The sequence below is a fragment of the Sulfurovum sp. TSL1 genome, from assembly GCF_019972135.1.
GTDB lineage: Bacteria > Campylobacterota > Campylobacteria > Campylobacterales > Sulfurovaceae > Sulfurovum.
In genome coordinates this window covers 1,666,124-1,691,565 of sequence record NZ_BPFI01000001.1, presented here as the reverse complement: position 1 = coordinate 1,691,565, position 25,442 = coordinate 1,666,124, and the positions used below count along the sequence as shown (strand labels likewise).

Genomic DNA, 25,442 nt, shown 5'->3' with positions numbered 1-25,442 from the left:
TATCTGTTAGTTTAAAGAGGAAATTATGAAAGTTTTATCTATTTTTATTATCGCTACGGTCACGCTTTTCTCCAATGATTTCAATCAGGCGGTAGAAGACTACAACAACGGCGGCTACATCAAAGCATTGAATACTTTTTATGAATTGGCCAAAAAAGATGATGCAAAAGCACAGTACAATGTCGGCCTTATTTATGCCAACGGAAAAGGGGTCCAGAAAGACCTTGACAAAGCGAAGACATGGTATGAAAAAGCGGCAAAACAAGGCAACGGCCCCGCGCAGTACAACTTGGCACAACTCTATCACAGTGCCGGAGAAACCGATGCCCATGGTTATGAAAAAGCACGATACTGGTATGAGAAAGCCATAGAATCAGGTATTGTACAGGCCTATAACAATCTTGCTGCTTTGTATATGGAAGGCAAAGGCGTAAATCAGGACCAGCAAAAGGCCTTTGAACTTTTCCAGAAAGCTGCGGGTCTGGGCGACAATGCTGCACAGGTCAATGTAGCAGTACTGTATGCATGGGGAGAAGGTATCACGCATGATAAAATGAAGGCGTATGACAACTTTAAAAAAGCATTGATCTCAGGGAAAAGCGAAGCAAGTGAATATCTCGACAGACTCTGTTCGGAGAGCGCCTGGGTCTGCGAAGACTAAGCCGCCCCATTTTTAAGTATCAGTTGGCTATACTTTCAACCTGTAAATAACGCCAGCGTTTTGAGCTTCCTGCTGAAGGAAACTCAGCATGAGCGTAGTAATCGTGACTTTGTTGCGATTGCGTTTTATTTAATGATCGCGTAACTCAGTTGGTAGAGTACTTCCTTGACATGGAAGAAGTCGTTGGTTCGAGCCCAATCGTGATCACCACTCATTAAATTTATCATTTTCAAAACTTTTCTTAACTTCACATCTTGATAATTATTTTGTATTACGCAATATTATTTGATATAATTTGACGTTTTTATGCTATAGTTTCTATATTAAATTGTTAGACAGGGGTTGTTTTGGGACTATTTGACTTTCTAAAAACGAAAGATACAGTACCTTATGAAAAAATATATGAAGAGTTGAGTGCCTTTACGGAGGCTTCTCTAGCTATGCCAAAAATGAATAACCCTTTCCTGCTTGACGACAAGAACAAATATGCAATGATCTTTGGCTACTTTATGGGAGTGATGGATTATATTGCACAAGCCTACCACCTCAACGAAAAAGATATACTCAAAATACGCACACACTATCTGTTAAAGAATTTTACGGACAATGACATGGAACAGGCCGAGGAATTATTAAAATATTGCGATGAAATAAGAGACACGGACGAGGGAAGCAATTATGCGCTAAGGGGAAAACTTGCAATGAAAAAATGGGTAGCAGGTGGCCCCATGGCTGCCTATGCTCCCATGGGACTGGTAAAAATATTGAATGATTAAGGGTGTGCCTGAGAGAAAGACCGGTCTCTTTTTGCCATTAATTTCTTTCTATCCAACTTTTGGCTATAATAGCCGCATTTTAACGCTGCATTGTAGGCGGCGATAACACAAAGGGTTAATTTGAGTGAAAATCTTATCGGTTACATAGATGACCAGGGCAATATTATTGATACACAGAGTGCAGGGGAGAACTGTACGGCAACACCTATAGAGTATGACAATTCTGAGGCTTCTTTGGAGATCATACGTCACTCGACTGCACACCTTATGGCCCAGGCCATCACAGAACTTTATCCTAACTCACAGTTCTTTGTAGGTCCAGTGGTAGATGAAGGTTTCTACTATGACTTCAGGGTCGACCAGCAAATAGGTGAGAATGATCTTAAAACGATCGAAAAGAAGATGAAAGAGCTCATCAAGAAAAAGTACAAGATCGAAAAGTACGAAATGAGCAAAGCCGAAGCGATGGAAAAGTTCGCAGATGATGATCTGAAACAAAAGGTCATGTCTCGTATCGAGGATGATACGCTCTCTGTCTATAAGCAGGGTGATTTTGAAGACCTGTGTCGTGGACCTCACGTACCGGCACTCCGTTTCCTGCATAACTTCAAACTGACACGTGTCGCAGGGGCATACCTTGGCGGTGATGAAAAGGCGGAGATGCTCACGCGTATCTACGGTGTGGCTTTTGCAGACAAAGAAGCGCTGAAAGCGCATTTGGAGATGCTTGAAGAGGCTAAAAAACGTGACCATAGAAAGATAGGTCACGAGATGGAACTCTTTATGTTCAATGATGCAGCAGGTCCGGGACTTCCGTTCTGGATGCCAAAAGGGGCAAAACTCCGCTACAAACTGGAGAGTATCCTGCACAAAGCACACCTTACGCGCGGGTATGAACCCGTACGTGGACCGGAGATCCTGAAAGCGGATATGTGGAGGATCTCTGGGCACTATGCATGTTATGGTGAAAATATGTATCTTACTACGATCGATGAACAGGAGTATGGTATCAAGCCGATGAACTGTTTGGGACATATCCAGGTCTTTAAACAGACACCGAAAAGTTATCGTGATCTTCCGTTGCGTTATTATGAGTACGGGGTGGTACACCGTCATGAAAAGTCAGGGGTATTGCACGGGCTGCTTCGTGTACGTGAATTTACCCAGGATGATGCACATATCTTCTGTGAAGCAAACCAGATCGCTGCTGAAGTACTTGACGTCGTAGAGTTCGTGGATTCAGTGATGAAACTGTTTGGCTTTGAGTATACGATGGAAGTCGCAACCAAGCCGGAAAAAGCGATCGGTGATGATTCTGTATGGGAATTGGCGACACAAGGACTCAAAGATGCACTGAACGGCAACAACCTGCCTTTTACCATCGATGAAGGCGGGGGTGCATTTTATGGTCCTAAGATCGATATCAAGATCACGGATGCTATTGGGCGTAAATGGCAGTGTGGTACGATACAGGTAGATTTTAACCTTCCTGAACGTTTTGAGGTAGAGTATGTTGCAGATGACAATACACGTAAGAAACCGGTGATGATACATAGAGCGATCCTGGGATCATTTGAACGTTTTATCGGTATCCTTACAGAGCATTATGCAGGAGAGTTTCCGTTCTTTTTGGCTCCTGTACAGGTCATCTTTGTTCCTATCGCCGATACGCATGCAGAGTACGCCTATGCGCTTAAGAAAAGATTGGTTCAAGAGGGAATGGATGCTGAAGTCTATGACAAAAATGATTCTCTCAACAAACGTGTACGTAACGCAGAAAAGCAGCGTGTACCGTACGTAGTGATCATCGGTGATGAAGAAGTGGCAAATAAAACGGTCGCAATTCGTGACAGAAGAGCCAAAGAACAGTATAATCTTACGCAAGAAGAATTTATGGTAAAATTAACACAACAACTTCAAGAAGGTAAAATTTGAGTAAACAAAACGATAGAAACAGAGGCAGAAAAAAAGGTGATGATGTCATTATGAATGACGCTATCAGAGCGAATGAACTTAGAGTCCTCAGTGATGACGGCGAACAGCTTGGTATCATTTCTAAGTCAGAAGCACTGCAAATAGCTGAAGAGAAAGGTCTAGACCTTGTGCTCATGTCCCCTGATGCTAAACCTCCTGTTGCGAAGATCATGGATTACGGCAAACACAAATACGAACTTGAGAAAAAGAAAAAAGAAGCAAGAAAGAACCAAAAGACGATAGATGTCAAAGAAGTAAAATTTTCTTGTAAGATCGCTGAAAATGACATAGCATATAAAGTGAAACATGCCAGAGAGTTCTTGGAGAAAGGGAAACATGTAAAACTTCGTGTCTTCCTTAGAGGACGTGAGATGGCAAACCCTGAATGGGGCGTAGATGTGCTTAACCGTGTTTGGCCTATGCTGGAAGATATCGGAAACCTGGAAAGCAAACCTACACAAGAGGGACGTTACATCAACATGTACGTGACACCTCAAAAGAAATAAAAATAAGTTTCTAGCACACAACCTTTCGATAGATATTTAACGCTGTACTCTTAGTACAGCGTTAAATCGCTAGCATACCCAAGGGCATTTCCTGCAGGCAAACCTCATACACTCTAAACCTATTTTGGTTTATGTTACTCTTTGTACGATTCGGAATTTAGTTCCTCACATGCACTGAGCTTTAGCTCTTGATCTCATAGTGCAATTTTAATCCTTCACTTGTCATCACAAATCCAGAAATATTGATCTTTCCTTCATGTACCAGATTGTGATGGTCTTTGCACAGGGGGATGAGGTTGTACTTATGGTTTTTGTGGAAGTGGTCGATCTGTCCTTCCTGATTTGCATGCTTCTGTTCAGCGATATGATGCACATCTTCTACACTCTCTTCACATAAGGCACACTTACTGAGGTAAAGGTCTTTGTTGTATTTACTGCTTTTTTGTCTGCGCAGTTTTTTCATGTCGCTTCCGCCGTGGTTCAGATCTTCCCGTATGGTTTGTGCCATGTTGAGAAATTCACTGTCCATATGGAGTGATTTTGCAAATTCAAGTCCGTAAAGACTGTCTCCCATACCTAACTGCAGGACACGGTTATAGATGAGGGTATCATTGCTTGCATCATACTTGATCCCCAAATGCAGGAAGATAAGATGTTTCATGTTCTGCAGCTGAGGGATGCTTCCCAGCTGATGCAGGTGCGTAGCAAAGATAAAGGTCGATCTCAATGAGATCAGCTTGAGTATCGCACTTGAAACGATCGCAAGCGCAGATTCTGTTTCTGTCCCCTGGCTTATCTCATCACCTAAGACCAAAGAGCGCTCATTCGCACGGTTGAAGATATTTTTGAGCTCCAACATCTCTACTGCGAAGGTTGACAATCCTTTGTAAAGGTTGTCTTGTGAAACGATCCGTGTAAAGAGTTTGTCATAGAGCCCAAAACGAAGTTCCAATGCCGGTACAAAAAAACCGGCCTGCGCCAGGACCACTGAGATCCCTATACTTTTCATCAATGAGGATTTCCCTGAAGAGTTGATCCCGTACAGAAGCGTGCCCAGAACATCTTCCCCATCACTGGCATTGAGGGTGATATGGTTGTGGGTAGTCCCATTGTTCTCTCCCAAAAAAACATCATTGGGTACATAGATACCGCGTTCGTCATTGGACTCTATAATGGGATGACGCAATGCCGTTGCTTCGTAAAAATTTCCCTCTTCGATGATTGGACGGGAGAGATTCAACGTTTTAGTGCATTTGGCATTGGAGATCGCGACATCGATATCCGCTATAAAAACGATCAATTTGTCAAGCAGTAAAGAGAACCTGTTCTCAAGCAGATCAAGACTCTCTATATAGCGCTGTTTGACAAGGGAAACAAGTTTGACCTGTGATGCTTCATAGTTTCTTGTGATCTCTTCAAAGAGAGGGGCCTGTACTTTAACGGCATTTTTTAAGTATTTATAATGAAAGTCTTTAAAGAAGTGATGCTCGTTGTCAATGGTCACGAAAGAGTCTTTAAGAGACTTCTCTATGAGGGTAAAACGGTTTTTGGTAAGGTTGAGAAAGTACCCCTCGCTTTCCAAATAACTCACCGTGGCATATTGGGTCGTACCGCTAAAAAGTTTATCTTTTTCAAAGAGTGATTCAACATGGGCGGCTACATCTTCCATTTTGTTGACCTCTTTCTGCTGATGCTTGACAATAGTGTCAATCGCAGGGTAAACGCCATCTTTAAACAGGTTGTCATTGATCTGTTCTATACGGAAGCGGGCACAGATATCCAGCTCAAACGTGTCATGTAAGACTTTCAGCATCTCCCGGGTTTCATCATAGAGGGTGCCCTCTATCTCAAGGCCATTGCTCTGGGCATCGTCAAGCAGTTTGAGAATAGCGTCCAGGGACATAGCAATGTACGTCAGTTCTACAGGGTGCAGTTTACGCAGTTTGATCCGCCGCGTGATACGCTCAAGGTCATAGATCTGCTTTAAATGTGTTTCAAAACGATTGATGTTCGGCAGTAACAGTTCTGTAAGGTTATAGCGTGCCTCAAGCAGTGCTTTATCGCAGATAGGGTTGAGCAAGCGCTCTTTGAGAAGGCGTTTTCCAAAAGCAGTAGAGGTTTTGTCTATCAGATCAAGCAGTGTGATGTCGGAAGGATCACGAGAGATCACGGAAAGCTGTTCCATGGCATTGTTGCCAATGTACATATAACGGTTATTTCCCAGGAACTGCGGCTTGTTCATCTTCTCTATAATACTCTCATCATGTTCGATGATAAAGTCGATCAGTACCGCCAAAGACTCTGTGGTATAAGGGTGTCTTTCAAGGTCCAGAAACTCAATGCTCGAAAGGAAAGAGTTGATGTTGAAGACACGGGTAAAGAGCTCATTTTGAAATTGTATTTTAAAACGTTTTGCATTGAGAGAGTAGTGCAGAGATTCGAGTTCCAAATAGTGAATGATCCAATCCTTGTCTATCTCTTTACTGTCAAGCGTGATGATGACCTCTGAGGTCGTATAGGTTTGTAAAAGGTTGAACGCTTCATCCAGTGCATAGGTTTTGTCATCGCGGGTAGAGTGTATCTCGTTGCAGATGGTTTTACCCGTACTCACATCTATGGCAGCATACCCTACGGAGAAGATGCCAGCATTTTCATCTATGAGCAGAGAAACAATGTTGTTTTCAGAGGGTTCACTGAGGTACTCAAAATTGGTGCCCGGAGAGATGATGTTGGAGACATACCGTTTGATGTTCGGCATCTCTCCTTTCTGTTTGACGACGATGATCGTATATTTTTTGGTAGAGATGAGACGGGAGAGATATCGGTCTAAAGAGACAGCAGGGACACCTGCAAGAAGAGGGTTGGAAACCGAGTTTTCCAATACAGCTTTACTTTTGCGTGTGAGCTGGATGTTCAGCAGTTCGGCTATCTCTTTGGCTTTGCCTACTTTCATCTCGTCATTATTGACTTCATAGACTTCGAAAAAAGTACCGATCTCCATCAGGACAAGGGCATCTTTCCCGTATTTTTCTTCAAAATACAGTTGCAGATCAAAATAGATTTCTGTTAAAAGTTTCTTTTTTTGAGAAAGTATTTCGGTTACTTTGTCCACTAGCCCCGCCCTCATTTTTAATAGATAGATTTTAACACAAATAGGGTTAGAGATATCGGTAGAGAAAGGATTTATAAAATTTTTAGATAACTTGGGTATAATACCGTCCCATTTTGTACTAAATGTATGTTTGGTAGAAAAAATCCATAAGGGAGTAAGCATATGCCAAAAATGAAAAGTGTTAAAGGCGCTGTAAAGCGTTTTAAAGTGAAAAAAAGCGGCAAAATCAAAAGAGGTACGGCATTCAGAAGTCACATCCTTTCTAAAGTTGATGGTAAACATCACAGAAGTATGAGAAGTCCTAAGTACGTTGACCCTGTTGATGCAAAAAACATTAAAGAGATGATCAACTAATCATCTTTTGATAGATAATATTCCCCCGATTAGGGGCAAGTTCAAACAGAGAGAATGTTTGGCACCTACTAAAACTGGCTCAGAAGAGTTACAGTACAAGTATAAGGTAAAGGAAAACCATGAGAGTAAAAACTGGTGTTGTAAGACACAGACGTCATAAAAGACTATTAAAACAAGCAAGAGGGTTCTATAGCGGTAGAAGAAAACACTTCAGAAAAGCGAAAGAACAACTCGAGCGTTCATTAGTATATGCTTACAGAGATAGAAGACAAAAAAAGAGAGATTTCAGAAGACTCTGGATCGTTCGTATCAATGCGGCTACAAGATTAAATGGAATGAACTATTCAACATTCATGCATGGTCTTAAGCTTGCAAACATCGAACTTGACAGAAAGATTCTTGCTGATATGGCAATGAATGCTCCTGAAAGTTTTACAAAAGTAGCTGAGGCTTCAAAAGCTGCGATTGCTAAATAATTAACTTTTTAGTTAACTATATCTTGAGGAGTTTCGGCTCCTCATCCCCTTTTTAATATTTCCCTAAATTATTTTTATTGTTACATTGAATTGGCTTGAGTTTTCTCTGTCACTTTTTCTTTTTTGTACTACGACAAAAAAAGAAAGAAGTAACCAAAAAGAAAAAAACGTAAGGGACTGTCGTGGGCTTATGGATAGTGTCATAGTTTTGATTTTTTTGAGGGATTAGGGCTGCCTCTTTTACGGGAGGAGGGAAAATCCTCCTTATAGGATATCGGTTATCCTCTTTGGGTTTGACCGGAAAAGCCGATGATCCCTGGTCTGAGGTTGCATACGTGTTCGAACCCCAAGCCTTTCATAGCGTGTTGTACCTGGTAGCTTCTGCTTCCGGAGTGACAGTAAACGATGATAGGTTTTTGCTTGAACCCTGCGAGTTCTTCTTCTATTTTTGCATAGAACTGTGAGGTAGGTACAAGTTTGTCTGTCCCTACGATATGTTCCATTTGGTACTCCATGTATTCTCTTGTGTCCACAAGGGTAAAATCGATCATCCCCAGTTTTTTTGCTTCTATGAGCGCTTCAAGTTCATCTCCGTCAAGCTGTTCTTCTTTCAGAAGAAGCTCTGCCTGTTCTTTCGTTAAGCCCCCAGAGTGTTGATGCACGACTTCCTCTATGGCGTCGTGTTGCGCTTGTGCCTGGGCGTACTCCGGTGTACAGAAGATCCCACAGTGACAGGTACCGTCTTCAGGGATCTCTTTTTCCAATGCAGGTGTACATGGACAGATACGGTTGTCTGCAGCTTTTTGTTCCTCTTTTGTCTCTCCTATCACCATAAAACATGGACAAAATCTCTTACCATAAATGAGTTTATTGCGTGCAAGCCCCATCGCCACACCTTCATTGACCTCTTCATTGGGGTTGGGAACAAACCCGAACTGCTTGTTTACCTTCTTTACAAAGGTCCAAGTCTTCTCCAGTTCGGCTTGAAATTCATCTGAGTTCATATCTATCGGTTGCATTACATTCCTTTATCTGTAGTATTTGATGCATTAGTTTCCAGTGTACGTGCCATTTCATCAAACTCTTGTACAAAAATTTGCATTTTCTTTCCCCATTCCTGCAGCAGGTTTTGGGTTTGGTTGAGATCGATATGAATATATTGTTCATTCATTTCTACTCCAGCTTCTTTGGTCTCAATGATGCCTTTTTCGAGGTCATCAGAGATCTTTTTCATTTGTACAGACATCTTTTGATTGAAGTCTCTGAAAAATTCTTTTGTTTTATTTGTATCGATGGTAATAATGCCATCATCCATGCGGACACCCATCTTGGTGAGCTTGGTTTCATTTTTCTCTTGCGCCTCTTTCTGTTTCCGCAGCTTTTCCGCCTCAAGTTCAGCAAGCAGTTCCGCTCTGGCCTGTTGTGCTATCTGGGCATCATGTGCAGCCTGTTTCTTGGTAAGCTGTTCCTTGTCTTCACATCCTGTAAGAGACAATAAGAGTGTAAGCATGATCAGTAAGTATCGCATAGGTATCCTTTTGACTTCATAGATACATTATACAATGATTTATAAAAGAAAGATAAATCTCCCATACCCTGAGATAGAGGAGACTTTAAAAAGAAGCGTTATGTGTAGATTAGTCCCCACATTTACCTTGTCCGCATTTACCTTTAGTGGGTGCAGGCTTTGGTTTCATAGAAGCATTACATTTTCCGTCATTATCCATCATGTCCTTTTGTGACTCCCCGCATTTTCCGTTCTTTTCTTTCATCTCTTTTCGATAGGTCTCGCGCTTTTCCTTCATCTCTTTTTGAGCATCTCCGCATTTAGCATCGTTATTCATCATACCTTGTTGGGAACCTTCGTATTTCCCCTCAGCCGTTGCCAAAGTAAGTGATAAAGCTAAAGCACCGATATATAATAATCCTAATTGAAGTGTTGTTTTCATGGTTCATCCTTTCTGTTATTGCTCTTCACCAAAAAGAAGGTGGTCCAAGCTAAATTTTCCGGCTCCAAATGAAGCAAATAGGGCTAAAAACAGTATGTAATATAAAGGAATTTCAAACCCATTATCTCCTGCAGAAAAGCCATGGCCTATATGTACGGTAACAATGGCAACGACCATCATCACTATAAGGGGCAATGAGATAAGTCTTGTAAAGAGTCCCAATGTTAATAATACAACTCCCAACAGTTCCGTACTGGCTGCCAGATAGGCATTCAAGGCAGGGAGGGGGATGCCCAGGGTACCAAACCACTCGCCAACACTTGAGATGTCTGACCACTTTTGCATCGCTGGGTTGTAAAATCCATAGGCGATAGTAAGTCTGGCCAACAGTAAGGCAATATCTCTTCCCCTGCTTAATATATTTCTGGCGTTAGGATAGATACCTTTTAGCATTTGTAACTCCTTTATATACAATATGTTTGTTGTTACAGTGCAAGTATAGTATGAAAGATGTGCACGCTGTGTGTATTGGGTAGAGGAAAAGAAGCCTGTCCTCTTGTTTTATAGAGAACAGGGGCGAAGAGATCAGTTATCAACATCTTTTGCATCTGCGTTACACTTTTGTGCAGGTACTTCCGATTTTTGCGTCGCATTATCACATTTTCCGGCTTCACATTTTGTCATAGACTCCGTGCTTGTGTTTTCTTTCTCACCACATCCGGTAAGGGTGAGCAGGGACAAGCTCAGTAGTGCTCCAAAGAGTAATTTTATCATCATTCTATCCTTTAAAATAATGGTGTAAAGTAACATAAGTGCATTTTCTATGGAAGATCTCTCACCATGAGAAAACACTTAAGTTAAAGAGCGTAAGAATATGTATCAACCGCACTTCTTACTGGCATCACATTTTGTCGTCACAGCTTTTGATCTGTCTCCGGAACATTTCGTTGTCCCTTCACATTTGGTGCTTGTCGAGCATTTAGTATCTGATTCTACAGTATTGTTCTTTGTACAGCCGATAAAAGCAAGCATTGCCAATCCTATAAACGCACCCACAATGAATTTTTGCATATCTTTCTCCTTCTATTTTTTTGACAGTTGCAGTATAATATACTACTTGTGTAAGGTATGTGTAGTCTGTTGCACCCAAAGTGCACAGATGGTAGGTATAATAAGAACAAATCAATGTAAAGAGTGTGCAATGAAAAGAAGAAAATTTCTCATATTGGGTTCCGTTCTGGGACTCTCTTCCTATCTGCAGGCAAAAGGGGTCAGTGATTTTGAGAAAGCATTTAAACGGGTAGCACCGACACTCTCTGCTGTACAGGAGCATCTATTCCCTGAAGGCGGCAAACTCCCTTCTTCCAGATCGATGAAGGTCACAGAATTCCTGTTTGAAACCATGATGCATCAGAGCTTTGATAAAGATATCAAAGCCTTTGTCATTGAAGGGGCAAAAGAACTGGAGAAACGTGAAAAAGGAAGATTTGTATCTATGACAGAGTCAGAGAAAGAGAAGGCACTGCGTGCCTATGAGGAGACACACTATGGCCGTAATTGGTTGTCACATATCATGACTCTGACCATGGAAGGACTCTTTAGCGATCCGATCTATGGTTCAAACATTGACGAAGCAGGGTGGAAGGCGATCTCTTCGTACGGCGGTCTCCCTAGGCCTACAACAAGATATATAGAGTTATGAGTATGTATGATGTTGTTATCATCGGCTCAGGAGCAAGCGGCGGAGCTGTAGCCTATACGCTGTGTCAAGCAGGGTACAAAGTAGCAGTGCTAGAGAAAGGGCGGCTCATCAAGCGTGAAGAATTCTCCAAAGATGAGTTGGCTTACTGCAGAAGAGATCTGGTCACGCCTAACCTATTTGATGAGTACCATACGATAGAAGAAAAAATAGACGGTGAGTGGGTAGCGACGCCTACCTATGAATCGGGTTGGAGTTTTTGGAACGGGAACATCGTGGGAGGCTCTTCCAACCTCATGTCGGGTATGCTGCACCGTATGCACCCTGATGATTTCAGGCTGAAGAGCAAGTATGGTGAGATAGAAGGAGCCAATGTGGCGGATTGGCCCATCTCTTATGAAGATCTGGAACCCTATTATACACTGACGGAAGAGCTGGTAGGCATTTCGGGTAAGGCCGAGAAACATCCCTTTGAACCACCACGGAGTACGGCAGGTTTTACCCAGCCTCCTACCAAAGAAAATGCAGTGGTCAAGCTATTTGACAAAAGTTGTCAAGCACTTGACATTACGCCGCTCGTGACACCAAGAGCGGTACTTTCAAAAGACAAGCCGGGGCGTAATGCCTGTTATTACTCCAACCGTTGCGGAAGCTATGGGTGCAGCTCCGGGGCTAAGGGAAGTTCGAGAGAGGCACTTCTCAAACCCGCTTTGGCTACAGGTAACCTGACCTTGCTGAGTAACACCTATGTCAAGTATCTGCATACAGACAAACAAGATGAGGTAGGTCATGCGGTGGTCGTCGATACAGTGACAGGCAAAGAGAAAAAGATCAAAGGCAAGATCTTTGTCGTGGCCGCCCAGGCACATGAGAGTGCAAGGTTATTACTCAATTCTGCCAATGCACATCATCCAAATGGATTGGGGAACAGTAGCGGCGAAGTAGGTAAGAACCTCATTTTTTCCGGGGGAGGTTCCGGTCAGGGAGAACTGCATAAGGATTCTTTGAAAGATATCAATTTCGAAGCGTTGATGACAACAGGACTTTTTGTCAACCGATCGATACTGGATTGGTATTTTATAGACCATTGGTGGCATGGTAAATTTAAAGGAGGGTCCGTTGAGTTTATGTTTGAACATCAAAATATCATCACTCGTGCACGGAAAAACAATCATAAGGACGGTAAGCTGATATGGGGTAAAGAGCTGGGAGAACGTTTGGTGTCTCGCTTTACAGAGCAAAAAAGTATACGTTTTGAAGTCTTTAATGACTGGCTACCGAACGACAACTGTTTTGTCTCGTTGGATCCTGTGCATAAAGACAAGTTCGGTATGCCCGTAGGCAAACTGCGTGTGGAAGGACATCCCCAAGATCTGAAGGTAGGAAATTATATTGCAAAGAAGTGTGAAAGGATACTCGAAGAGATGGGCGCTAAGAATATATACTCTGCTATCTCTTCTGCGCCCCCGCAGAATCTGGTTGCAGGAGGATGCCGTTTTGGGAACGATCCCAAAACATCCGTACTGAACAAATATTGCCGATCCCATGATGTAAAGAACCTCTATGTTGCAGATGCGAGTTTTATGCCTACAGGGGGGTCTGTAGCCTATACCTGGACGATTTATGCCAATGCATTTCGGGTAGCCGATCACATTGTAGGCGAACTAAAAAGTCATGCATGATCAAGTAAGCTTGTGCTTTTGGAGCTTCAAGGAGAGGTGGCATGTTAAGCTTCATTTAAAAGCATGTTTATTTTTTATTAATCATATATAGCTACAATCTATTCAAATATTTTTAAGTATGGATTTTTATAATTTATACGGATAGCTTAATTATGTAGGAGAATCTATTGAAAAATTTTTATGCGTTACTACTTGCCCTATCTCTCACCACGATCACAGCTACAGCCTCTACCAACACAGCGAAACAAATAGTCAAATATACAGTGAAAAAAGGGGACACACTCTCTTCTATCGCCCATAAACATCAGACCACCATTTTAAAAGTAAGAAAAACGAATGGACTTAAAAAAGGCGCTATCCTGAGGATAGGAAAGGTCTTGAAAGTACCGACAAATGTGAAGGTCCTTTATACGAAAACATCTGAAAAACCAGTGAAATACGTAGCAAAAAAAGGAGACACCCTCTCTTCTATCGCCCTTAAACATCACACTTCTGTGACAAAACTAAGAAAAGCCAATGCGCTTAGAAAAAGTCAAATACTTAAAATTGGAAAGGTATTGCATATTCCCCAAACGAAAAATACGCATACATTGGCGAAAGCAAAGAAGCCAGCTTCAGACAAAAAGTTGGTTGCATCCCTTTCCAACCTCGATACGATCAGTTTAGAGAAAGAAAAGAAAGAAGAACAGAAAACGTTTTCTTTCACGGATATTTTTACAAACAAGAAAGACAAAGACGCTGATAAGTGCCAAAGAATTACGTCATTGGCAAAAACAAAACTAGGGAAAAAATACGTGTGGGGAGCAAGCGGTAACAAAAATACCTATGATTGTTCCAGTTTTACAAAATTTGTCTATAAAAATATCGGTATCGATATTCCACGAACTTCGATCAGACAGTCCAAATTTGGAAAATTCGTGAAAAGAAGTGAGTTGCAAAAGGGTGACCTGATCTTCTTTGATACGTCTAAAAAACGTAAAGGGTATGTGAATCATGTAGGGATTTATCTTGGAGACAATAAGTTCATTCATGCTTCATCTGCAAAGAAAAAGGTTGTGATCACAAGTCTTGATAAAAAATTCTATAGCAACAGATACAAAGGTGCGAGACGACCTTCTTAATCGGCAGTTATCTTCTTAATGAGGGGTAATTCACTCCTCAACCCTTCTAGTGAGTGAAATCTAATATGAAAATCGGAAACCTAGTCTATAGTATGAGATACTTATACTGGGTCATTTGGTCAGAATAAAAAAGTGCAAAAGGAGTAAAGGAAGTATCATGGATGCCTGTAGAAAATGTAACAATACCAATGTATCTTGGGATGGTCTGTGGAAACAATGTGTGAGTTGTGGTGAAGTACTTGAAAGGGCAGGTGGTGTTATACCAAACCATACCATAGAAAAGAACAATAGTCTACATGATCTTGTAGTATTGCCTTTAAAGTCGACACGGATGGGTAAACTGATATCCAGATTTCACCTGATACATTAAACGTATTTGTAGGGAGTTAAGAGGGACCTATCAAGGAAGGCCCCTGATAGGATATAGTCTGTAAATATCTACTATTCAGCTTCTAGCACAGCCCCGGAGCTGGCATTGGTTACCAGGGCTCTATATTGTCTTAGCCATTTACTTTTCAGCGGCTTGACCAAAGGTTTGAAGTTGTCTCTTCTTTCTGCGATCTCTTCAAAAGATAGTTTTGCCTCCAGGATATAATTATCCACATCGATGTGTATTTCATCCCCATCTTCAAGTAGCCCTATAAGGCCACCTTCCGCAGCTTCAGGACTTACATGACCTATACTTGCCCCTCTTGTTGCTCCAGAGAATCTACCATCCGTGATCAGCGCCACCTTGTCTCCCAGACCCATACCCATGATGAGGCTTGTAGGGCTGAGCATCTCTTGCATACCGGGACCACCACGAGGACCTTCATATCGTATAACGACCACATTTCCGGCTTTTACTTTACCGCCGAGGATCCCTTCAATGGCTTCATCCTGTGAATTGAAGCATACAGCAGTACCGGTAAAGACTCTGTCTCCGGTGATCCCCGCTGTTTTGATGACGGCACCCTGTTCTGCAAGGTTACCGTAAAGGATAGCCAATCCACCCACTTCAGAGTAAGGATCGTCAATCGTGTGGATAATATTTGTATCCAATATCTCTGCATCTTTCACTTTTTCATACAATGTTTCACCGGTAACGGATAGATTGTCTATGAGGATATTATCACCACGTTTCATCATTTCATGCATGACGGCATTGACCCCGCCTGCCTTGTTGATATCTTCCATATGCACAGTCGAGAGGGATGGAGAGATCTTCGCAATGTGAGAAACACGTTTAGAGATCGCATTGATATCTTCAAGATTGAAGTCTATTTCAGCTTCTTTTGCGATAGCCAGCATATGGAGTACCGTATTTGAACTTCCACCCATGGCCATATCTACTGCAAAAGCATTGCGAACGGCATTTTCATTTAAAATATTTCTTATACGGTATTTTTCACGTTCGCTTTGTTCTAATTTAGCTATTTCACAGATACGTCTGGCTGCTTTTCTGTAAAGCTCTGTTCTTTCAGGTGTGAGCGCAAGGATGGTCCCGTTACCCGGAAGCGCGATACCCATGGCTTCCATCAGCGTATTCATAGAGTTTGCCGTGAACATTCCTGAACAAGACCCGCCGCTTGGACAAGCATTACACTCGATATCATGAAGCTCTTCATCTGTGATCTCACCTGTTTCATGTTTACCGACCGCCTCGAATGCTGTGGCAAGGTCAATAGGTGTACCGTCTTTTGTATATCCTTTTTCCATAGGGCCACCAGAGACAAATACAGTAGGAACATTCACCCGCAATGCACCCATGATCATCCCCGGAACGATCTTGTCACAGTTGGGTATAGCGATCATTGCATCCAGTTTATGTGCATTCATAACCGTCTCTACAGAGTTCGCGATGATCTCACGGCTTGGAAGAGAGTAAAGCATACCATCATGGCCCATAGCGATACCGTCATCTACACCGATCGTATTGAATTCAAAAGGAACACAGCCATTGGCACGTATCTCTTCTTTAATGACTTCTGCTACTTTGTTAAGAAAAAAGTGCCCAGGAATGATCTCTATAAATGAATTTGCTACACCGATGAACGGTTTTTCAAAATCTTCATCTTTTACGCCTGTTGCACGCAGTAGACTTCTGTGTGGAGCTCTACTATACCCCTGTTTTATTTCGTCACTTCTCATGAGAAAGCCTTTAGTATGTATTTTTATGGATTATAGCAGATGATTCTCAAAAAAAAGAGGGTAAATAGACTTTTTATCGCATAAGTAATGTTTTTCTCTTTACATTAAAAACTTTTTTGGCTATAATCGCACTCCAATTTTAAGTAAATGCTTAAAAAAGGTATGGATTTGCGGGCGTAGCTCAGTGGTAGAGCATAACCTTGCCAAGGTTGGGGTCGACGGTTCGAACCCGTTCGCCCGCTCCATGAAAAACGAATATTTAAATATATAAATGGTACCAATGATGCCCGGGTGGTGGAATGGTAGACACAGGGGACTTAAAATCCCCCGGTCATTGTGACCGTGCCGGTTCAAGTCCGGCTCCGGGTACCACTTGTATATTTGAGTATGGAGCCATCGCCAAGCGGTAAGGCCGCAGCCTGCAAAGCTGCTATCCCCGGTTCAAATCCGGGTGGCTCCTCCATTAATCAACTAGAATTTATCTATCTTTAGATAAGATTTTATGCTTTAAATTGTCGGGAGATGTCAGAGTGGTCGAATGTGCCGGTCTTGAAAACCGGTGAGGGTAACACCTCCGGGGGTTCGAATCCCCCTCTCCCGGCCATAAAATCCGTACTTTACAGCCTATTGTCAGCGGTTTTGTCAGTAAACAGTTTTAATTTCCTATCTACTTTCAGATGTTCACCTTTAATATACTTCCCGTAATGCTTAATGATCATTTGGGTCGTCATATGTCCGGCCATTTGAGCAATCTCCAGTATACTGAGATCACTGTTCTTCAACAACGATACGATAAACGTATGCCGAGTACTACCAGGCTTTCTATATTTTAGACCACATTTCCTGAGTAGTTTAGCCCAACCCTCATAATTATGTTGTCCAAAAGTATTTAGATGTGAACCATCTAGCCCTTGGAATAGCCATATTGAGTTTTCTTGTTTACTAAGATACGGCATGAGTTCATCAAACAACGGTATTTCTCTAATGCTTCCATCTGTTTTTGGGGTAGTTACTTTCCCTTTGTAAATAGAACGTTTCACATGTATGACCTTGTTCTCAAAGTCAAAGTCATCATACTGTAGTCCTATGATCTCACCCATACGCATACCAGTATAAAAACCAATCGAAAGGTATAATTTAAAGAACTTGTCTGCTTCACTTAACAGAAGTTGAACCTCTTTACTAGAAAAAGGTTCTATCTCTTTTGGTTTATGTGAGGGCATCTTAATGTTTAATGCAACATTTTGTGTGATGATCTCTCTATCTATTGCTTCGTGGAGTGTACCTCTAATGTTGACTAAATAGTTTTTAACTGTTTTGGGTGAATTGCCCATATCCAGTCTCATCTGTACCCAGTCTTTGACATCTCCGCGTGTAATTTTGTCAATGCGCATTTCACCGAAAAACATGTTTATGTCGGTAACATGCTGCTTTTTTTTGTTATAATCTTTCAAGTGCTGTTTGCTTTTGAGATAGATCTCACTGTAATAAGAAAAGGTTTTAGGCTTCTCTTTTGCAAATTCACCTGATATGATCCTTGCTTCAAGTGCGGGGATCACCTCTTTGTTGATCAATGTTCTATTTTTTGGCGTATCTAGCAGGCGTGTACTTTTTTGCACTGACTTGCCGTAAGCTTCATATTCCAAGTAAAGCTTACCATTGTTACGCTTGAACATTTTTACCATGTCTATATTCCTTTCCAGTAGACAATGGGCATATCTATGATATCGAAATTATTTATTTCTTTCCATGTAGTATTCAAATAGTTTTCGCTCACTTATTTCAATTAAGTCTCTGAGTAAATCAAAATGATATTGATTATTTATCCGCTTTTTTGAAGTTGATTTGAAGTATAGTTTTTTAGCATTAATTAATAAATTTTCGAAATAGATTATTTCTTCTTTGTCTTTTGTAATTTCTTCATTAGTTTGTTTCAAACATCCTAATATATTTAAACAAAGAACTATAATTTCGTGTTCAAATTGTGTCATGATTTTCCTTTCTCTTATTAATATATTTATGATACAAAGTCCAAAATTTCTCTAGCTTTATCAGACATATTTTTATTTTCCATCCACTCTACCATTTTTGATACTTTCCAATCGATTCTCTTTTTTTTTGAAAAGTAATGAACATTTTCAAAAAAAATAATTTCACGATTATCTTTTAAAAAGTCTGGACTATATCCAAGGAATTTAGCCATTTTTGAAGTCTTCAGATATCTTGATTCATTATTCATTTATACTCCTCGTACTCTATAAATTCTTATTTAAAATCTATTAACATAGTTCGATTTCTGAAAATCAAGTTGATGTCTTAAATAATATTTAAATAGATCATTCCACATTTCTAGTGAACGATCTGCGGTAAACCTAGTACCCTTTTTATCATAGAGCTTTCCATCAGGACCAACAGAAATAATATAAATTTGGTTTGTATTTTTGTCTTGTGCCGTCAGTATGTCTTTATTTATAAAGTGTTGTCTAATATAATTTCTAAACTCTCCTACGTTCTCATACCTACAGTCAGTATTAGTTAAATCTGTGTTAGTAGATTTAGTATTAGTAGGGGAGGATTGTCCGTCTGATGGTTCCCCCGATTGACCGTTTTTCCATCCGACGGAAAACCCGTTTAATGGTTCAGCATAAATGTAATAATCAAAGCTGCTAAAGCGACCATACGTATCTTTAGTACGTACACGAATTAAGTACTCATATTTTTCTAATTCTTTAAGGCCACTCTGAATACTATCTCTCCCATCTTTAGAAGATTTTTCAAATTCTTTTACATAATACACCCAATTATCTGGCTTGGATACTAAGTGCATATATAGACCTTTTGCTTTAAATGAAAGTCTCTTATCTTTAATAATAGTATTTGGTACTTGGGTAAAATTATTTTTAAACTTCTTTATTAACTTTCCCATTGCATCTTACCTACGGTCATATAAGCTTCATCAAAAATGGTAAGAAAGCTTGGGGATATATGGTAAGAATATCTAGGATCAAATAGGTTTTTCAGAGTTGAAACCCATCGATTTGCTAACCATCTAACCGTATCTTCTATACTACATATTACATGACAAAGAGATCCTAGTTCAAAATTAGATCTCCATATCCATACAGGTAATCTCTTGCACATATACTGTGTTGCAAGAAGTGAGAAGTCATCTATCCTTAGGCCAAGCCATTGCCAACTTGGATTACATGTAAGCATTTTTGCAGCAAAGTCTTTACATAAATACCATAGGAGATGATATTCATCTTGAATAGCACTTTGTATTAGTTCAATAGATCCAGGATATTTTTTTTCAAAAATATAAATGTAATTTTCATCTAATTGCATGGTTAATCCTTAAAATGATAAATAATTGTATACCATTTAATCTTAAAAGTAAACATATGTTTATTAAATTTGTCTTTGTGTAAATATTTGTATTCTTTTATAGATAAATTATGTTATTATTTAAGTAACAATTTAAAATATTGGAGATACATGGATATTGCTAACAGATTAGAATCAGTGCGAATAGATTTAAAAATGTCAAAAAAAGAGTTTTCTAAAAATTTAAATATTACTACAGCATCATATTTTAATTATGTTGGGAAAAAAAGACAAATACCTATTGATTTAGCTATTTTATTAAATCAGAAATATCAGGTTTCAATGGATTGGTTATTATTAGGCAAAGGAGACATGTATATTGATACTCTTTCTCTAAATATAGACAAATTAGATAATTTACACAAAAAAATATTATCTTTTTCTTTAGCTAGGGCGTATGATAATGATGAAGTAGAACTTTTTTTTGAATCGATCAAAGAATATAATATTTTTAGTAATTTGAAACTGAAATTTAATAATATTGGGCAAGAGTATACATTTTTTAAAAAATTAATTTCAGGAAAACGAGATAAAAACAGTTTTATTCTGATTTTTGCTAAAGTACTCAAATCTTTTAAAGAAGATACTTTGAAAAGGAAGGAGATTAGGGAAGATTCTGCAAAAGAATTTTTACTTAAATTGGTTTCTGAGTATGAACTGAAGCTAATAGAAGATCGGGCAAAACATTTCCTTACTCCTGGAGAGAAAAGAGAATTAATAAATTGGATAGAAATTGAACTATCCAACCTTGATGCGTATGTTATTTTAAAAAATATTCCCGAGGTATTAGAAGTTTTACGTAAAGAAATTAATATATATAATAAAAAAGCCTTCTAAATATAAGATTTTATATTCTGTTTTAGGGTAGTTATAATATATGGAATATAAAGGTTGAAACTTTATTTATCAACCTTTAGCAAGTATATTCTATAAAAAGAGAAAATGCCCTTTGTCGAATTAATCTACTCTTTCCTTGTAAGCCATTTCTTCATGATCATCATAATCATCAAATTTTAATACAGATATGTTATCAGTATTTATGTTTGGACGTCTTTTTAAATAATGTTCGCTGACAAACTTACGTCTATGAGTAATATGTTTATCATATTCATATGTCAAGTCGTATTTAGATAAAGTATATGTAAGTATGTTATACATTTGCGTAGCTTCTGTGATAGATATATATCGATTCTCTTGATCTAAAAACTTTAGCGATTTTATCTTGTTTTGTTCTTTAACTATAAAATACTTACTTGTCTCATCAAGTTGCATTTTCCGGTCGATAAAACACTTTAAAGTCGCTTTAAACTCCTCTAAGTTAATAATATTTCTTGTCAACGGCTTGTTATTATATGTGAGTGAAAATTCGTATAAAAAACGCTGATTAGATTTTTTATTATTTATCTCGGATGTCTCGATATATAAAAGATTGAGATAAAAGTCATTTTTTGTTGTTAGAGGAAGATATATTAATGTGCTAGTACCTTCTTCAATCTTCATAATGTGCATATCCATTTTGTTTATCCTTTTCGTATTTTGTTTATGGAAGAAAAACTCTTCTCTTATCTATATATTCATAAATGATTTAGTTTTTCTCAAGTTCACGCCATAGTTTGTTGATCGTATTGTGACTGACTTTAAAGCTATAATGTTTTTCCAGCTTCTCTTCAATTTTTTCAAAGCTTATTGGTTTTGGTTTTCTCGATCTATAAAGCTTAACGACAGACCAGTAATGTAGTAGTTTTTCTCTTTTACCATTTTTGGAAAGATAGATTTTCTCATCTTCCTTTTGTAGTTGTAGCATTGATAAATCTCTTATTTCATCTAGAGACATGTTTTGGAACTGTTTGGTACTAAACTTTTTTTCAAAACTGTAATGTGACTTTATGCTTAAGATATGTGCTGCATAAGATAAAACGTCATAGTTTATTTGAGCATACTTTTCTCTCATAGAATGAAAAATTTTTTTCTTATTTTTCTCTAACTCTAATCTAATTGAAAGAGGAAGTCTTGAAAAATATCTCAATAATAAACCTTGATCTTCACTACTTGTTTTTATAAGTCTGTCCATTTGTCTATGATCACTCTGGATACTCCCCATATTTAACTCCTTATGTAATATTGAGAAGTTAATACCTCTCTATAATATATTCATAATTTTGTCTTTTTGAGAAAAATAGCAATGTTTTTTGAACCTAGTTTTGTAATCCAGTTCATAATATTTTCATAAATTCATCCATAATCTGAAAAATAATTTCTACGGTTGTATATGCCTATATACAGGCATTTAAAGTGATTCAGCCCGAAAAAAGGAAACTGAAGTCTTTTAAAAAGTGGTCGTAAAAAATCTTGAGGATTTACATTATGAAAAATAGTTGTTATCATTTTTTTGTTTTCTTATAAAACGAATGACTCTTAAGAGTCGCTGGTGGAGCTCAGTATGTCTTACGAGACATACCTCCCACCGTAATCAAAAGAGCAATGTTGAAGCTTCATTTCAAAAAGCGTAATGACTTAACAAATTGCCTTAGATGAGGGCTGAATTCATCACTTAAGAAATAGGAAGAGTCATGAGAGGATCTGTAGAGTATCAAACAGCACAATTGACAAAAGTAATTTTTCAAGAGGGTGCAAAAAAAGAAGAAAAGAATGACCCAAAAAGTGAATATTTCAACAAGGTAAGTTCTTATCAAACTATGGCTAGCTATAGACAGATTTGGAATAATTTTTTTCATTATCTTAGAGAACACTGGGGCATCAACAATTGTGAAAAAATTGAAGGACCACATATTGCTGCATATATGGATTACAAGATAGAGTATTATCCAGCTAAGCAATATTTAGAGAAGATCAGTGCAGCTATGGGAAAACTCGAAATGTCATTAAAGTATTACACTAAAAATAAGTATGGTGAAGAATCATACTATGATTTTTCTGTGCGACAAAAGATACTCAATAGTGCCCGTAATTTAAAGCAGGTTGCTGATAATTATCATAATAGAGCCTATGCAGATCCTATAAGGATCATTGATGGATTAATTGATGAAAAACATAGGTTAGCTGCTACTATTCAATTAGAAGGTGGAGCGAGGATTGAAGGAGTAGGCTACATCAAAAAAGATCAATTAAAAGGTTATGACATTGATTCTGTCACCGGTAAAGAAATTGGTGTGATCGAAACAAAAGAAAAAGGGGGAAAGACAGGCGATGTTCTTATCTCTAGATCTAGTTATGATCAACTTAAATCGATCATTCTAAAGAAAGGAAGTTTTCGGTTGAAAAAACTAAAGTATCTAGAGGATATACGTAATAGTTGTACTAGAGCAAATGTAGTACTGGACGGTTCACATGGATTTAGATGGAACTTCGCTCAAAGAAGGTTGTTCGAGTATGCTAAAGCAGGATATACCTATGAACAATCATTGCAAACGGTAAGCTATGAGATGAAGCATAATAGAGCTTCAATTACAGAACATTATTTTGGATGACTTCTTAATTTTTGTAGTAGTATTTTAAAATGAATGTGAGCGTTTATGCATCAATAAGTTGAGATATATTCACATTTAATACTTTTGATATTTTATAAAGCTGTTCGAGACTAAAATGTTTATTATATTTATAGAGTTCTGCTTTGGAAATATATCCAACTGAGTTATGGCCTATAGCGTGAGCTAATTCCATTTGGGTAACTCCCTTTTCTTCACGATATTTTTTGACATTTTTACCGATCTTTTTATAGAATTTATCTAACTCTTCTTCATTAAAATCGTATATCTCCAAAATATGTCCTATAGGTATCTTTTATCTAAGTGTAGTAGAGATATAATCTTTAATAAATGTCCTATAGAACATAAGATAAACAAGAGGGTTTTTGATGGAAGATGTAGTGACTCAAAATAACAATGAATCAGTTTTGAAAAAAGTATTTGATATCAAATATTTGGTATTTATAGTTTCCATATCTTTATTGGGGACTTATACTATAAATACGCTCTTTGATAATGATTTACAAAGATATATACTTAGTGGAGTCTTATTTGTAGTATTTATTGCTTCTGCTACATTGTCGTCTAGTTCAAACACAAAAAAAATATTGGTTTTTTTTGTATCGTTAATTATTTATCTTGTGATTGCTGTCGGGATACTCTTTACCGGAGATAAATTAATGCAAAAAAATAGGGTACTTTCGGATGCTATTAGACAAATAATGAAAATGAATGATTCTTTACCTATGGATATAAATCAATATGCTCAGCTTATAAAAGTTTCCCAGAAGAATGATCATACAATTGTTCAGTATATAAAATCAACCACGTTTAGTAAACAAGATTTTTTAGATGACTATAACAATGATTTGACTTTGGTTTCAAAAGGTCTTCTGCATCAGGAACTTATAAACTCATGTCCACAGGAAGCTACATATAAACTTCTAACAGAGGGGCTCATGATAGAGCAGGTCTATTATGATGTAAATAATGAACTTATAACACAGATAGTTGTAGATCATGAAAAATGTAGACCATATTATGCCAATAAAGTAAAAAGTTGATGATTATGAAACTATTTTTATTATTAATCGTTTTGGCGATTTATATGCTACCAACATATTTAGCTTATCGCTTGAACCATCCAAGAAAAGCTGCAATAACAGTGGTCAATATATTCGGCGGACTTTTTTATGGTATTGGTTGGGTTGTAGCACTAACTTGGGTATTTGTTAGGGATGGCAAGCTATCAAAGTTAGATACAGAATAGTAATAAATAAAGAGGTCATGAATAACTTTAGGCCAGTTTTAATTGTAATCAATAGCAATAGGATAGATTTAAGAAGAAAAGTAATAAAAAGGAGAGACAGTATGATAGTAATATGGGTACTTCTTGCCATTGGACTAATCTTTGGGTTTTGGATAGCTACGATTAAATTAAATTCCTACAGTGAAAGATTGTATGGGTATGCACCGGTAAATGAAGGATCAGTGTTGTTTGGCTTTTTACCATTGGCTATCTTGATTGCAGGACAGTTTGGATATACACATGGTGATATTTTAGCAAGGGTTTTAAGTATAGTTGTCGCATTAGGCATTGTCATTTATATGGCATGGTGGATCTCAAAAAAGACTTCACCGGATATAGCAATAGCTGCAACAATTATCAATGCAACAGTTAGCTTGGCACTATTAATCTTATTGATTGCTCTTGCTGCCGGAAATGAAAGTAGATGCAATCACTGCGGATCATATGATTGTGATTGCTGGTGACGTATCAAATTATGATGCCACAAGTTTAAATTGTATGCAAAAGAAAGAAGTTTTATGAAAACAATTTTTACATACAAGAGAAGACGATATGGTTATAAAATTGTTGAGGGTCATGTAAAGACTTATGAAATTATGGGGGTACATGATGATGAGATTGAAGCTGAAAATGAATGCGCGAAACTGACTGAGGAGGATTGGGAATATATATTTCAGTATTGTGAAGAACTTGACATAGAAGTATGATCATATCTAAATAAAAAAATGAGATATGATATTAAATAGCAATAAAAGGATTAACATGAGTACAACAGCAACTTTAATTATTTTGGCAAGTATTGTTTTAATAGGGTATAGAATGGC

The 25,442-nt window shown here is 38.4% G+C and carries 32 protein-coding genes and 5 tRNA genes; 21 read left to right on the top strand and 16 right to left on the bottom strand.

Annotated elements, in window-relative coordinates:
* Nucleotides 1-25 precede the first annotated feature (25 nt).
* The 5 genes from LDM98_RS08400 to infC all read left to right on the top strand — a co-directional run bounded on the left by LDM98_RS08400 (nucleotide 26) and on the right by infC (nucleotide 3,917).
* Nucleotides 26-661 carry a tetratricopeptide repeat protein gene (locus LDM98_RS08400; protein ID WP_223898962.1) on the top strand — a complete coding sequence of 212 codons (636 nt, stop codon included), beginning with the start codon at nucleotides 26-28 and terminating at the stop codon, nucleotides 659-661.
* 134 nt (nucleotides 662-795) lie between these two features.
* Nucleotides 796-871, top strand: a tRNA-Val gene (locus LDM98_RS08395).
* 137 nt (nucleotides 872-1,008) lie between these two features.
* Nucleotides 1,009-1,437 carry a hypothetical protein gene (locus tag LDM98_RS08390; RefSeq protein ID WP_223898961.1) on the top strand — a complete coding sequence of 143 codons (429 nt, stop codon included), beginning with the start codon at nucleotides 1,009-1,011 and terminating at the stop codon, nucleotides 1,435-1,437.
* 120 nt (nucleotides 1,438-1,557) lie between these two features.
* A complete protein-coding gene (gene thrS, locus LDM98_RS08385; protein WP_223898960.1) occupies nucleotides 1,558-3,372 on the top strand; it encodes a threonine--tRNA ligase in 1,815 nt (604 codons plus the stop codon).
* Complete coding sequence (gene infC / locus LDM98_RS08380; protein WP_223898959.1) at nucleotides 3,369-3,917, top strand: translation initiation factor IF-3; 549 nt, start codon at nucleotides 3,369-3,371, stop codon at nucleotides 3,915-3,917. The genes thrS and infC overlap by 4 nt, the downstream gene beginning before the upstream one ends.
* Nucleotides 3,918-4,098: 181 nt before the next feature.
* Here infC and LDM98_RS08375 read toward each other — a convergent pair whose 3' ends face one another.
* A complete protein-coding gene (locus tag LDM98_RS08375; RefSeq protein WP_223898958.1) occupies nucleotides 4,099-7,029 on the bottom strand; it encodes a DNA mismatch repair protein in 2,931 nt (976 codons plus the stop codon).
* A 162-nt stretch (nucleotides 7,030-7,191) separates the two neighbouring features.
* On the opposite strand from LDM98_RS08375, the gene rpmI reads away from it, so the two are divergent.
* A complete protein-coding gene (rpmI, locus tag LDM98_RS08370) occupies nucleotides 7,192-7,383 on the top strand; it encodes a 50S ribosomal protein L35 (protein ID WP_223898957.1) in 192 nt (63 codons plus the stop codon).
* Between the two features lie 119 nt (nucleotides 7,384-7,502).
* The gene (rplT, locus tag LDM98_RS08365; protein WP_223898956.1) at nucleotides 7,503-7,859 is read left to right on the top strand and encodes a 50S ribosomal protein L20; all 357 of its coding nucleotides are present in this window, start codon (nucleotides 7,503-7,505) and stop codon (nucleotides 7,857-7,859) included.
* A gap of 278 nt (nucleotides 7,860-8,137) precedes the next feature.
* Here rplT and LDM98_RS08360 read toward each other — a convergent pair whose 3' ends face one another.
* From LDM98_RS08360 to LDM98_RS08335, 6 genes are all read right to left on the bottom strand, one after another.
* Complete coding sequence (locus tag LDM98_RS08360) at nucleotides 8,138-8,878, bottom strand: ferredoxin-thioredoxin reductase catalytic domain-containing protein (RefSeq protein ID WP_223898955.1); 741 nt, start codon at nucleotides 8,876-8,878, stop codon at nucleotides 8,138-8,140.
* Nucleotides 8,878-9,387, bottom strand: coding sequence for a hypothetical protein (locus LDM98_RS08355; protein ID WP_223898954.1), 510 nt, complete (start codon nucleotides 9,385-9,387; stop codon nucleotides 8,878-8,880). The genes LDM98_RS08360 and LDM98_RS08355 overlap by 1 nt, the downstream gene beginning before the upstream one ends.
* Before the next feature lie 109 nt (nucleotides 9,388-9,496).
* Nucleotides 9,497-9,808 carry a hypothetical protein gene (locus tag LDM98_RS08350; RefSeq protein WP_223898953.1) on the bottom strand — a complete coding sequence of 104 codons (312 nt, stop codon included), beginning with the start codon at nucleotides 9,806-9,808 and terminating at the stop codon, nucleotides 9,497-9,499.
* Between the two features lie 15 nt (nucleotides 9,809-9,823).
* On the bottom strand, nucleotides 9,824-10,261 hold the full coding sequence (locus LDM98_RS08345; protein WP_223898952.1) for a DoxX family protein: 438 nt from the start codon (nucleotides 10,259-10,261) through the stop codon (nucleotides 9,824-9,826).
* Between the two features lie 132 nt (nucleotides 10,262-10,393).
* Nucleotides 10,394-10,582, bottom strand: a complete 189-nt coding sequence (locus tag LDM98_RS08340) for a hypothetical protein (RefSeq protein WP_223898951.1) — start codon at nucleotides 10,580-10,582, stop codon at nucleotides 10,394-10,396.
* 105 nt (nucleotides 10,583-10,687) lie between these two features.
* Complete coding sequence (locus LDM98_RS08335) at nucleotides 10,688-10,879, bottom strand: hypothetical protein (RefSeq protein WP_223898950.1); 192 nt, start codon at nucleotides 10,877-10,879, stop codon at nucleotides 10,688-10,690.
* 130 nt (nucleotides 10,880-11,009) lie between these two features.
* On the opposite strand from LDM98_RS08335, the gene LDM98_RS08330 reads away from it, so the two are divergent.
* The 4 genes from LDM98_RS08330 (at nucleotide 11,010) to LDM98_RS08315 (ending at nucleotide 14,680) form a co-directional block, all read left to right on the top strand.
* Complete coding sequence (locus LDM98_RS08330) at nucleotides 11,010-11,510, top strand: gluconate 2-dehydrogenase subunit 3 family protein (protein WP_223898949.1); 501 nt, start codon at nucleotides 11,010-11,012, stop codon at nucleotides 11,508-11,510.
* Nucleotides 11,507-13,189: a GMC family oxidoreductase gene (locus LDM98_RS08325; RefSeq protein WP_223898948.1), complete on the top strand. Its 1,683-nt coding sequence runs from the start codon at nucleotides 11,507-11,509 to the stop codon at nucleotides 13,187-13,189. Before LDM98_RS08330 ends, LDM98_RS08325 begins: the two co-directional genes overlap by 4 nt.
* A 167-nt stretch (nucleotides 13,190-13,356) precedes the next feature.
* Nucleotides 13,357-14,310: a C40 family peptidase gene (locus tag LDM98_RS08320; protein WP_223898947.1), complete on the top strand. Its 954-nt coding sequence runs from the start codon at nucleotides 13,357-13,359 to the stop codon at nucleotides 14,308-14,310.
* A gap of 157 nt (nucleotides 14,311-14,467) precedes the next feature.
* Nucleotides 14,468-14,680, top strand: a complete 213-nt coding sequence (locus tag LDM98_RS08315; protein WP_223898946.1) for a hypothetical protein — start codon at nucleotides 14,468-14,470, stop codon at nucleotides 14,678-14,680.
* A 71-nt stretch (nucleotides 14,681-14,751) separates the two neighbouring features.
* On the opposite strand, the gene ilvD is transcribed toward LDM98_RS08315, so the two are convergent.
* Nucleotides 14,752-16,440 (bottom strand): dihydroxy-acid dehydratase, encoded by a 1,689-nt coding sequence (ilvD, locus tag LDM98_RS08310; RefSeq protein WP_223898945.1) that lies wholly within the window; start codon nucleotides 16,438-16,440, stop codon nucleotides 14,752-14,754.
* Between the two features lie 170 nt (nucleotides 16,441-16,610).
* On the opposite strand from ilvD, the gene LDM98_RS08305 reads away from it, so the two are divergent.
* The 4 genes from LDM98_RS08305 to LDM98_RS08290 all read left to right on the top strand — a co-directional run bounded on the left by LDM98_RS08305 (nucleotide 16,611) and on the right by LDM98_RS08290 (nucleotide 17,044).
* Nucleotides 16,611-16,685: transfer RNA gene (locus tag LDM98_RS08305), tRNA-Gly, on the top strand.
* 40 nt (nucleotides 16,686-16,725) lie between these two features.
* Nucleotides 16,726-16,812: transfer RNA gene (locus tag LDM98_RS08300), tRNA-Leu, on the top strand.
* Nucleotides 16,813-16,829: 17 nt separating this feature from the next.
* Nucleotides 16,830-16,903: transfer RNA gene (locus LDM98_RS08295), tRNA-Cys, on the top strand.
* A 53-nt stretch (nucleotides 16,904-16,956) separates the two neighbouring features.
* Nucleotides 16,957-17,044, top strand: a tRNA-Ser gene (locus tag LDM98_RS08290).
* Between the two features lie 13 nt (nucleotides 17,045-17,057).
* Here LDM98_RS08290 and LDM98_RS08285 read toward each other — a convergent pair.
* The 5 genes from LDM98_RS08285 to LDM98_RS08265 are packed head-to-tail and all read right to left on the bottom strand — an operon-like array spanning nucleotide 17,058 to nucleotide 19,785.
* A complete protein-coding gene (locus LDM98_RS08285) occupies nucleotides 17,058-18,125 on the bottom strand; it encodes a site-specific integrase (RefSeq protein ID WP_223898944.1) in 1,068 nt (355 codons plus the stop codon).
* A gap of 48 nt (nucleotides 18,126-18,173) precedes the next feature.
* Entirely contained in the window at nucleotides 18,174-18,431 is a 258-nt protein-coding gene (locus LDM98_RS08280) for a hypothetical protein (RefSeq protein ID WP_223898943.1), read from the bottom strand.
* A gap of 26 nt (nucleotides 18,432-18,457) precedes the next feature.
* A complete protein-coding gene (locus tag LDM98_RS08275; RefSeq protein ID WP_223898942.1) occupies nucleotides 18,458-18,679 on the bottom strand; it encodes a hypothetical protein in 222 nt (73 codons plus the stop codon).
* A 30-nt stretch (nucleotides 18,680-18,709) separates the two neighbouring features.
* Complete coding sequence (locus LDM98_RS08270) at nucleotides 18,710-19,366, bottom strand: helix-turn-helix domain-containing protein (RefSeq protein WP_223898941.1); 657 nt, start codon at nucleotides 19,364-19,366, stop codon at nucleotides 18,710-18,712.
* Nucleotides 19,354-19,785: a hypothetical protein gene (locus LDM98_RS08265; protein WP_223898940.1), complete on the bottom strand. Its 432-nt coding sequence runs from the start codon at nucleotides 19,783-19,785 to the stop codon at nucleotides 19,354-19,356. The genes LDM98_RS08270 and LDM98_RS08265 overlap by 13 nt, the downstream gene beginning before the upstream one ends.
* Nucleotides 19,786-19,980: 195 nt before the next feature.
* Here LDM98_RS08265 and LDM98_RS08260 point away from each other — a divergent pair, with 195 nt between their 5' ends.
* The gene (locus tag LDM98_RS08260) at nucleotides 19,981-20,661 is read left to right on the top strand and encodes a helix-turn-helix domain-containing protein (RefSeq protein WP_223898939.1); all 681 of its coding nucleotides are present in this window, start codon (nucleotides 19,981-19,983) and stop codon (nucleotides 20,659-20,661) included.
* A 120-nt stretch (nucleotides 20,662-20,781) separates the two neighbouring features.
* On the opposite strand, the gene LDM98_RS08255 is transcribed toward LDM98_RS08260, so the two are convergent.
* Together LDM98_RS08255 and LDM98_RS08250 are read right to left on the bottom strand one after the other, a co-directional pair.
* Nucleotides 20,782-21,339, bottom strand: a complete 558-nt coding sequence (locus tag LDM98_RS08255; protein WP_223898938.1) for a hypothetical protein — start codon at nucleotides 21,337-21,339, stop codon at nucleotides 20,782-20,784.
* Nucleotides 21,340-21,409: 70 nt separating this feature from the next.
* Nucleotides 21,410-21,925, bottom strand: coding sequence for a hypothetical protein (locus tag LDM98_RS08250; protein ID WP_223898937.1), 516 nt, complete (start codon nucleotides 21,923-21,925; stop codon nucleotides 21,410-21,412).
* A 469-nt stretch (nucleotides 21,926-22,394) separates the two neighbouring features.
* On the opposite strand from LDM98_RS08250, the gene LDM98_RS08245 reads away from it, so the two are divergent.
* Nucleotides 22,395-23,312 carry a hypothetical protein gene (locus LDM98_RS08245; RefSeq protein WP_223898936.1) on the top strand — a complete coding sequence of 306 codons (918 nt, stop codon included), beginning with the start codon at nucleotides 22,395-22,397 and terminating at the stop codon, nucleotides 23,310-23,312.
* 43 nt (nucleotides 23,313-23,355) lie between these two features.
* Here LDM98_RS08245 and LDM98_RS08240 read toward each other — a convergent pair whose 3' ends face one another.
* Nucleotides 23,356-23,604: a helix-turn-helix domain-containing protein gene (locus LDM98_RS08240; protein ID WP_223898935.1), complete on the bottom strand. Its 249-nt coding sequence runs from the start codon at nucleotides 23,602-23,604 to the stop codon at nucleotides 23,356-23,358.
* A gap of 94 nt (nucleotides 23,605-23,698) precedes the next feature.
* Between LDM98_RS08240 and LDM98_RS08235 the strand changes: the two genes are divergently transcribed.
* Genes LDM98_RS08235 through LDM98_RS08220 form a run of 4 tightly spaced genes read left to right on the top strand, consistent with a single transcriptional unit; the run spans nucleotide 23,699 to nucleotide 25,325 of the window.
* Nucleotides 23,699-24,373 (top strand): hypothetical protein, encoded by a 675-nt coding sequence (locus LDM98_RS08235; RefSeq protein WP_223898934.1) that lies wholly within the window; start codon nucleotides 23,699-23,701, stop codon nucleotides 24,371-24,373.
* Nucleotides 24,373-24,579, top strand: a complete 207-nt coding sequence (locus LDM98_RS08230) for a superinfection immunity protein (protein ID WP_223899074.1) — start codon at nucleotides 24,373-24,375, stop codon at nucleotides 24,577-24,579. The genes LDM98_RS08235 and LDM98_RS08230 overlap by 1 nt, the downstream gene beginning before the upstream one ends.
* Before the next feature lie 17 nt (nucleotides 24,580-24,596).
* Nucleotides 24,597-25,082 (top strand): hypothetical protein, encoded by a 486-nt coding sequence (locus tag LDM98_RS08225; protein WP_223898933.1) that lies wholly within the window; start codon nucleotides 24,597-24,599, stop codon nucleotides 25,080-25,082.
* 54 nt (nucleotides 25,083-25,136) lie between these two features.
* A complete protein-coding gene (locus tag LDM98_RS08220) occupies nucleotides 25,137-25,325 on the top strand; it encodes a hypothetical protein (RefSeq protein ID WP_223898932.1) in 189 nt (62 codons plus the stop codon).
* Nucleotides 25,326-25,442 lie beyond the last annotated feature (117 nt).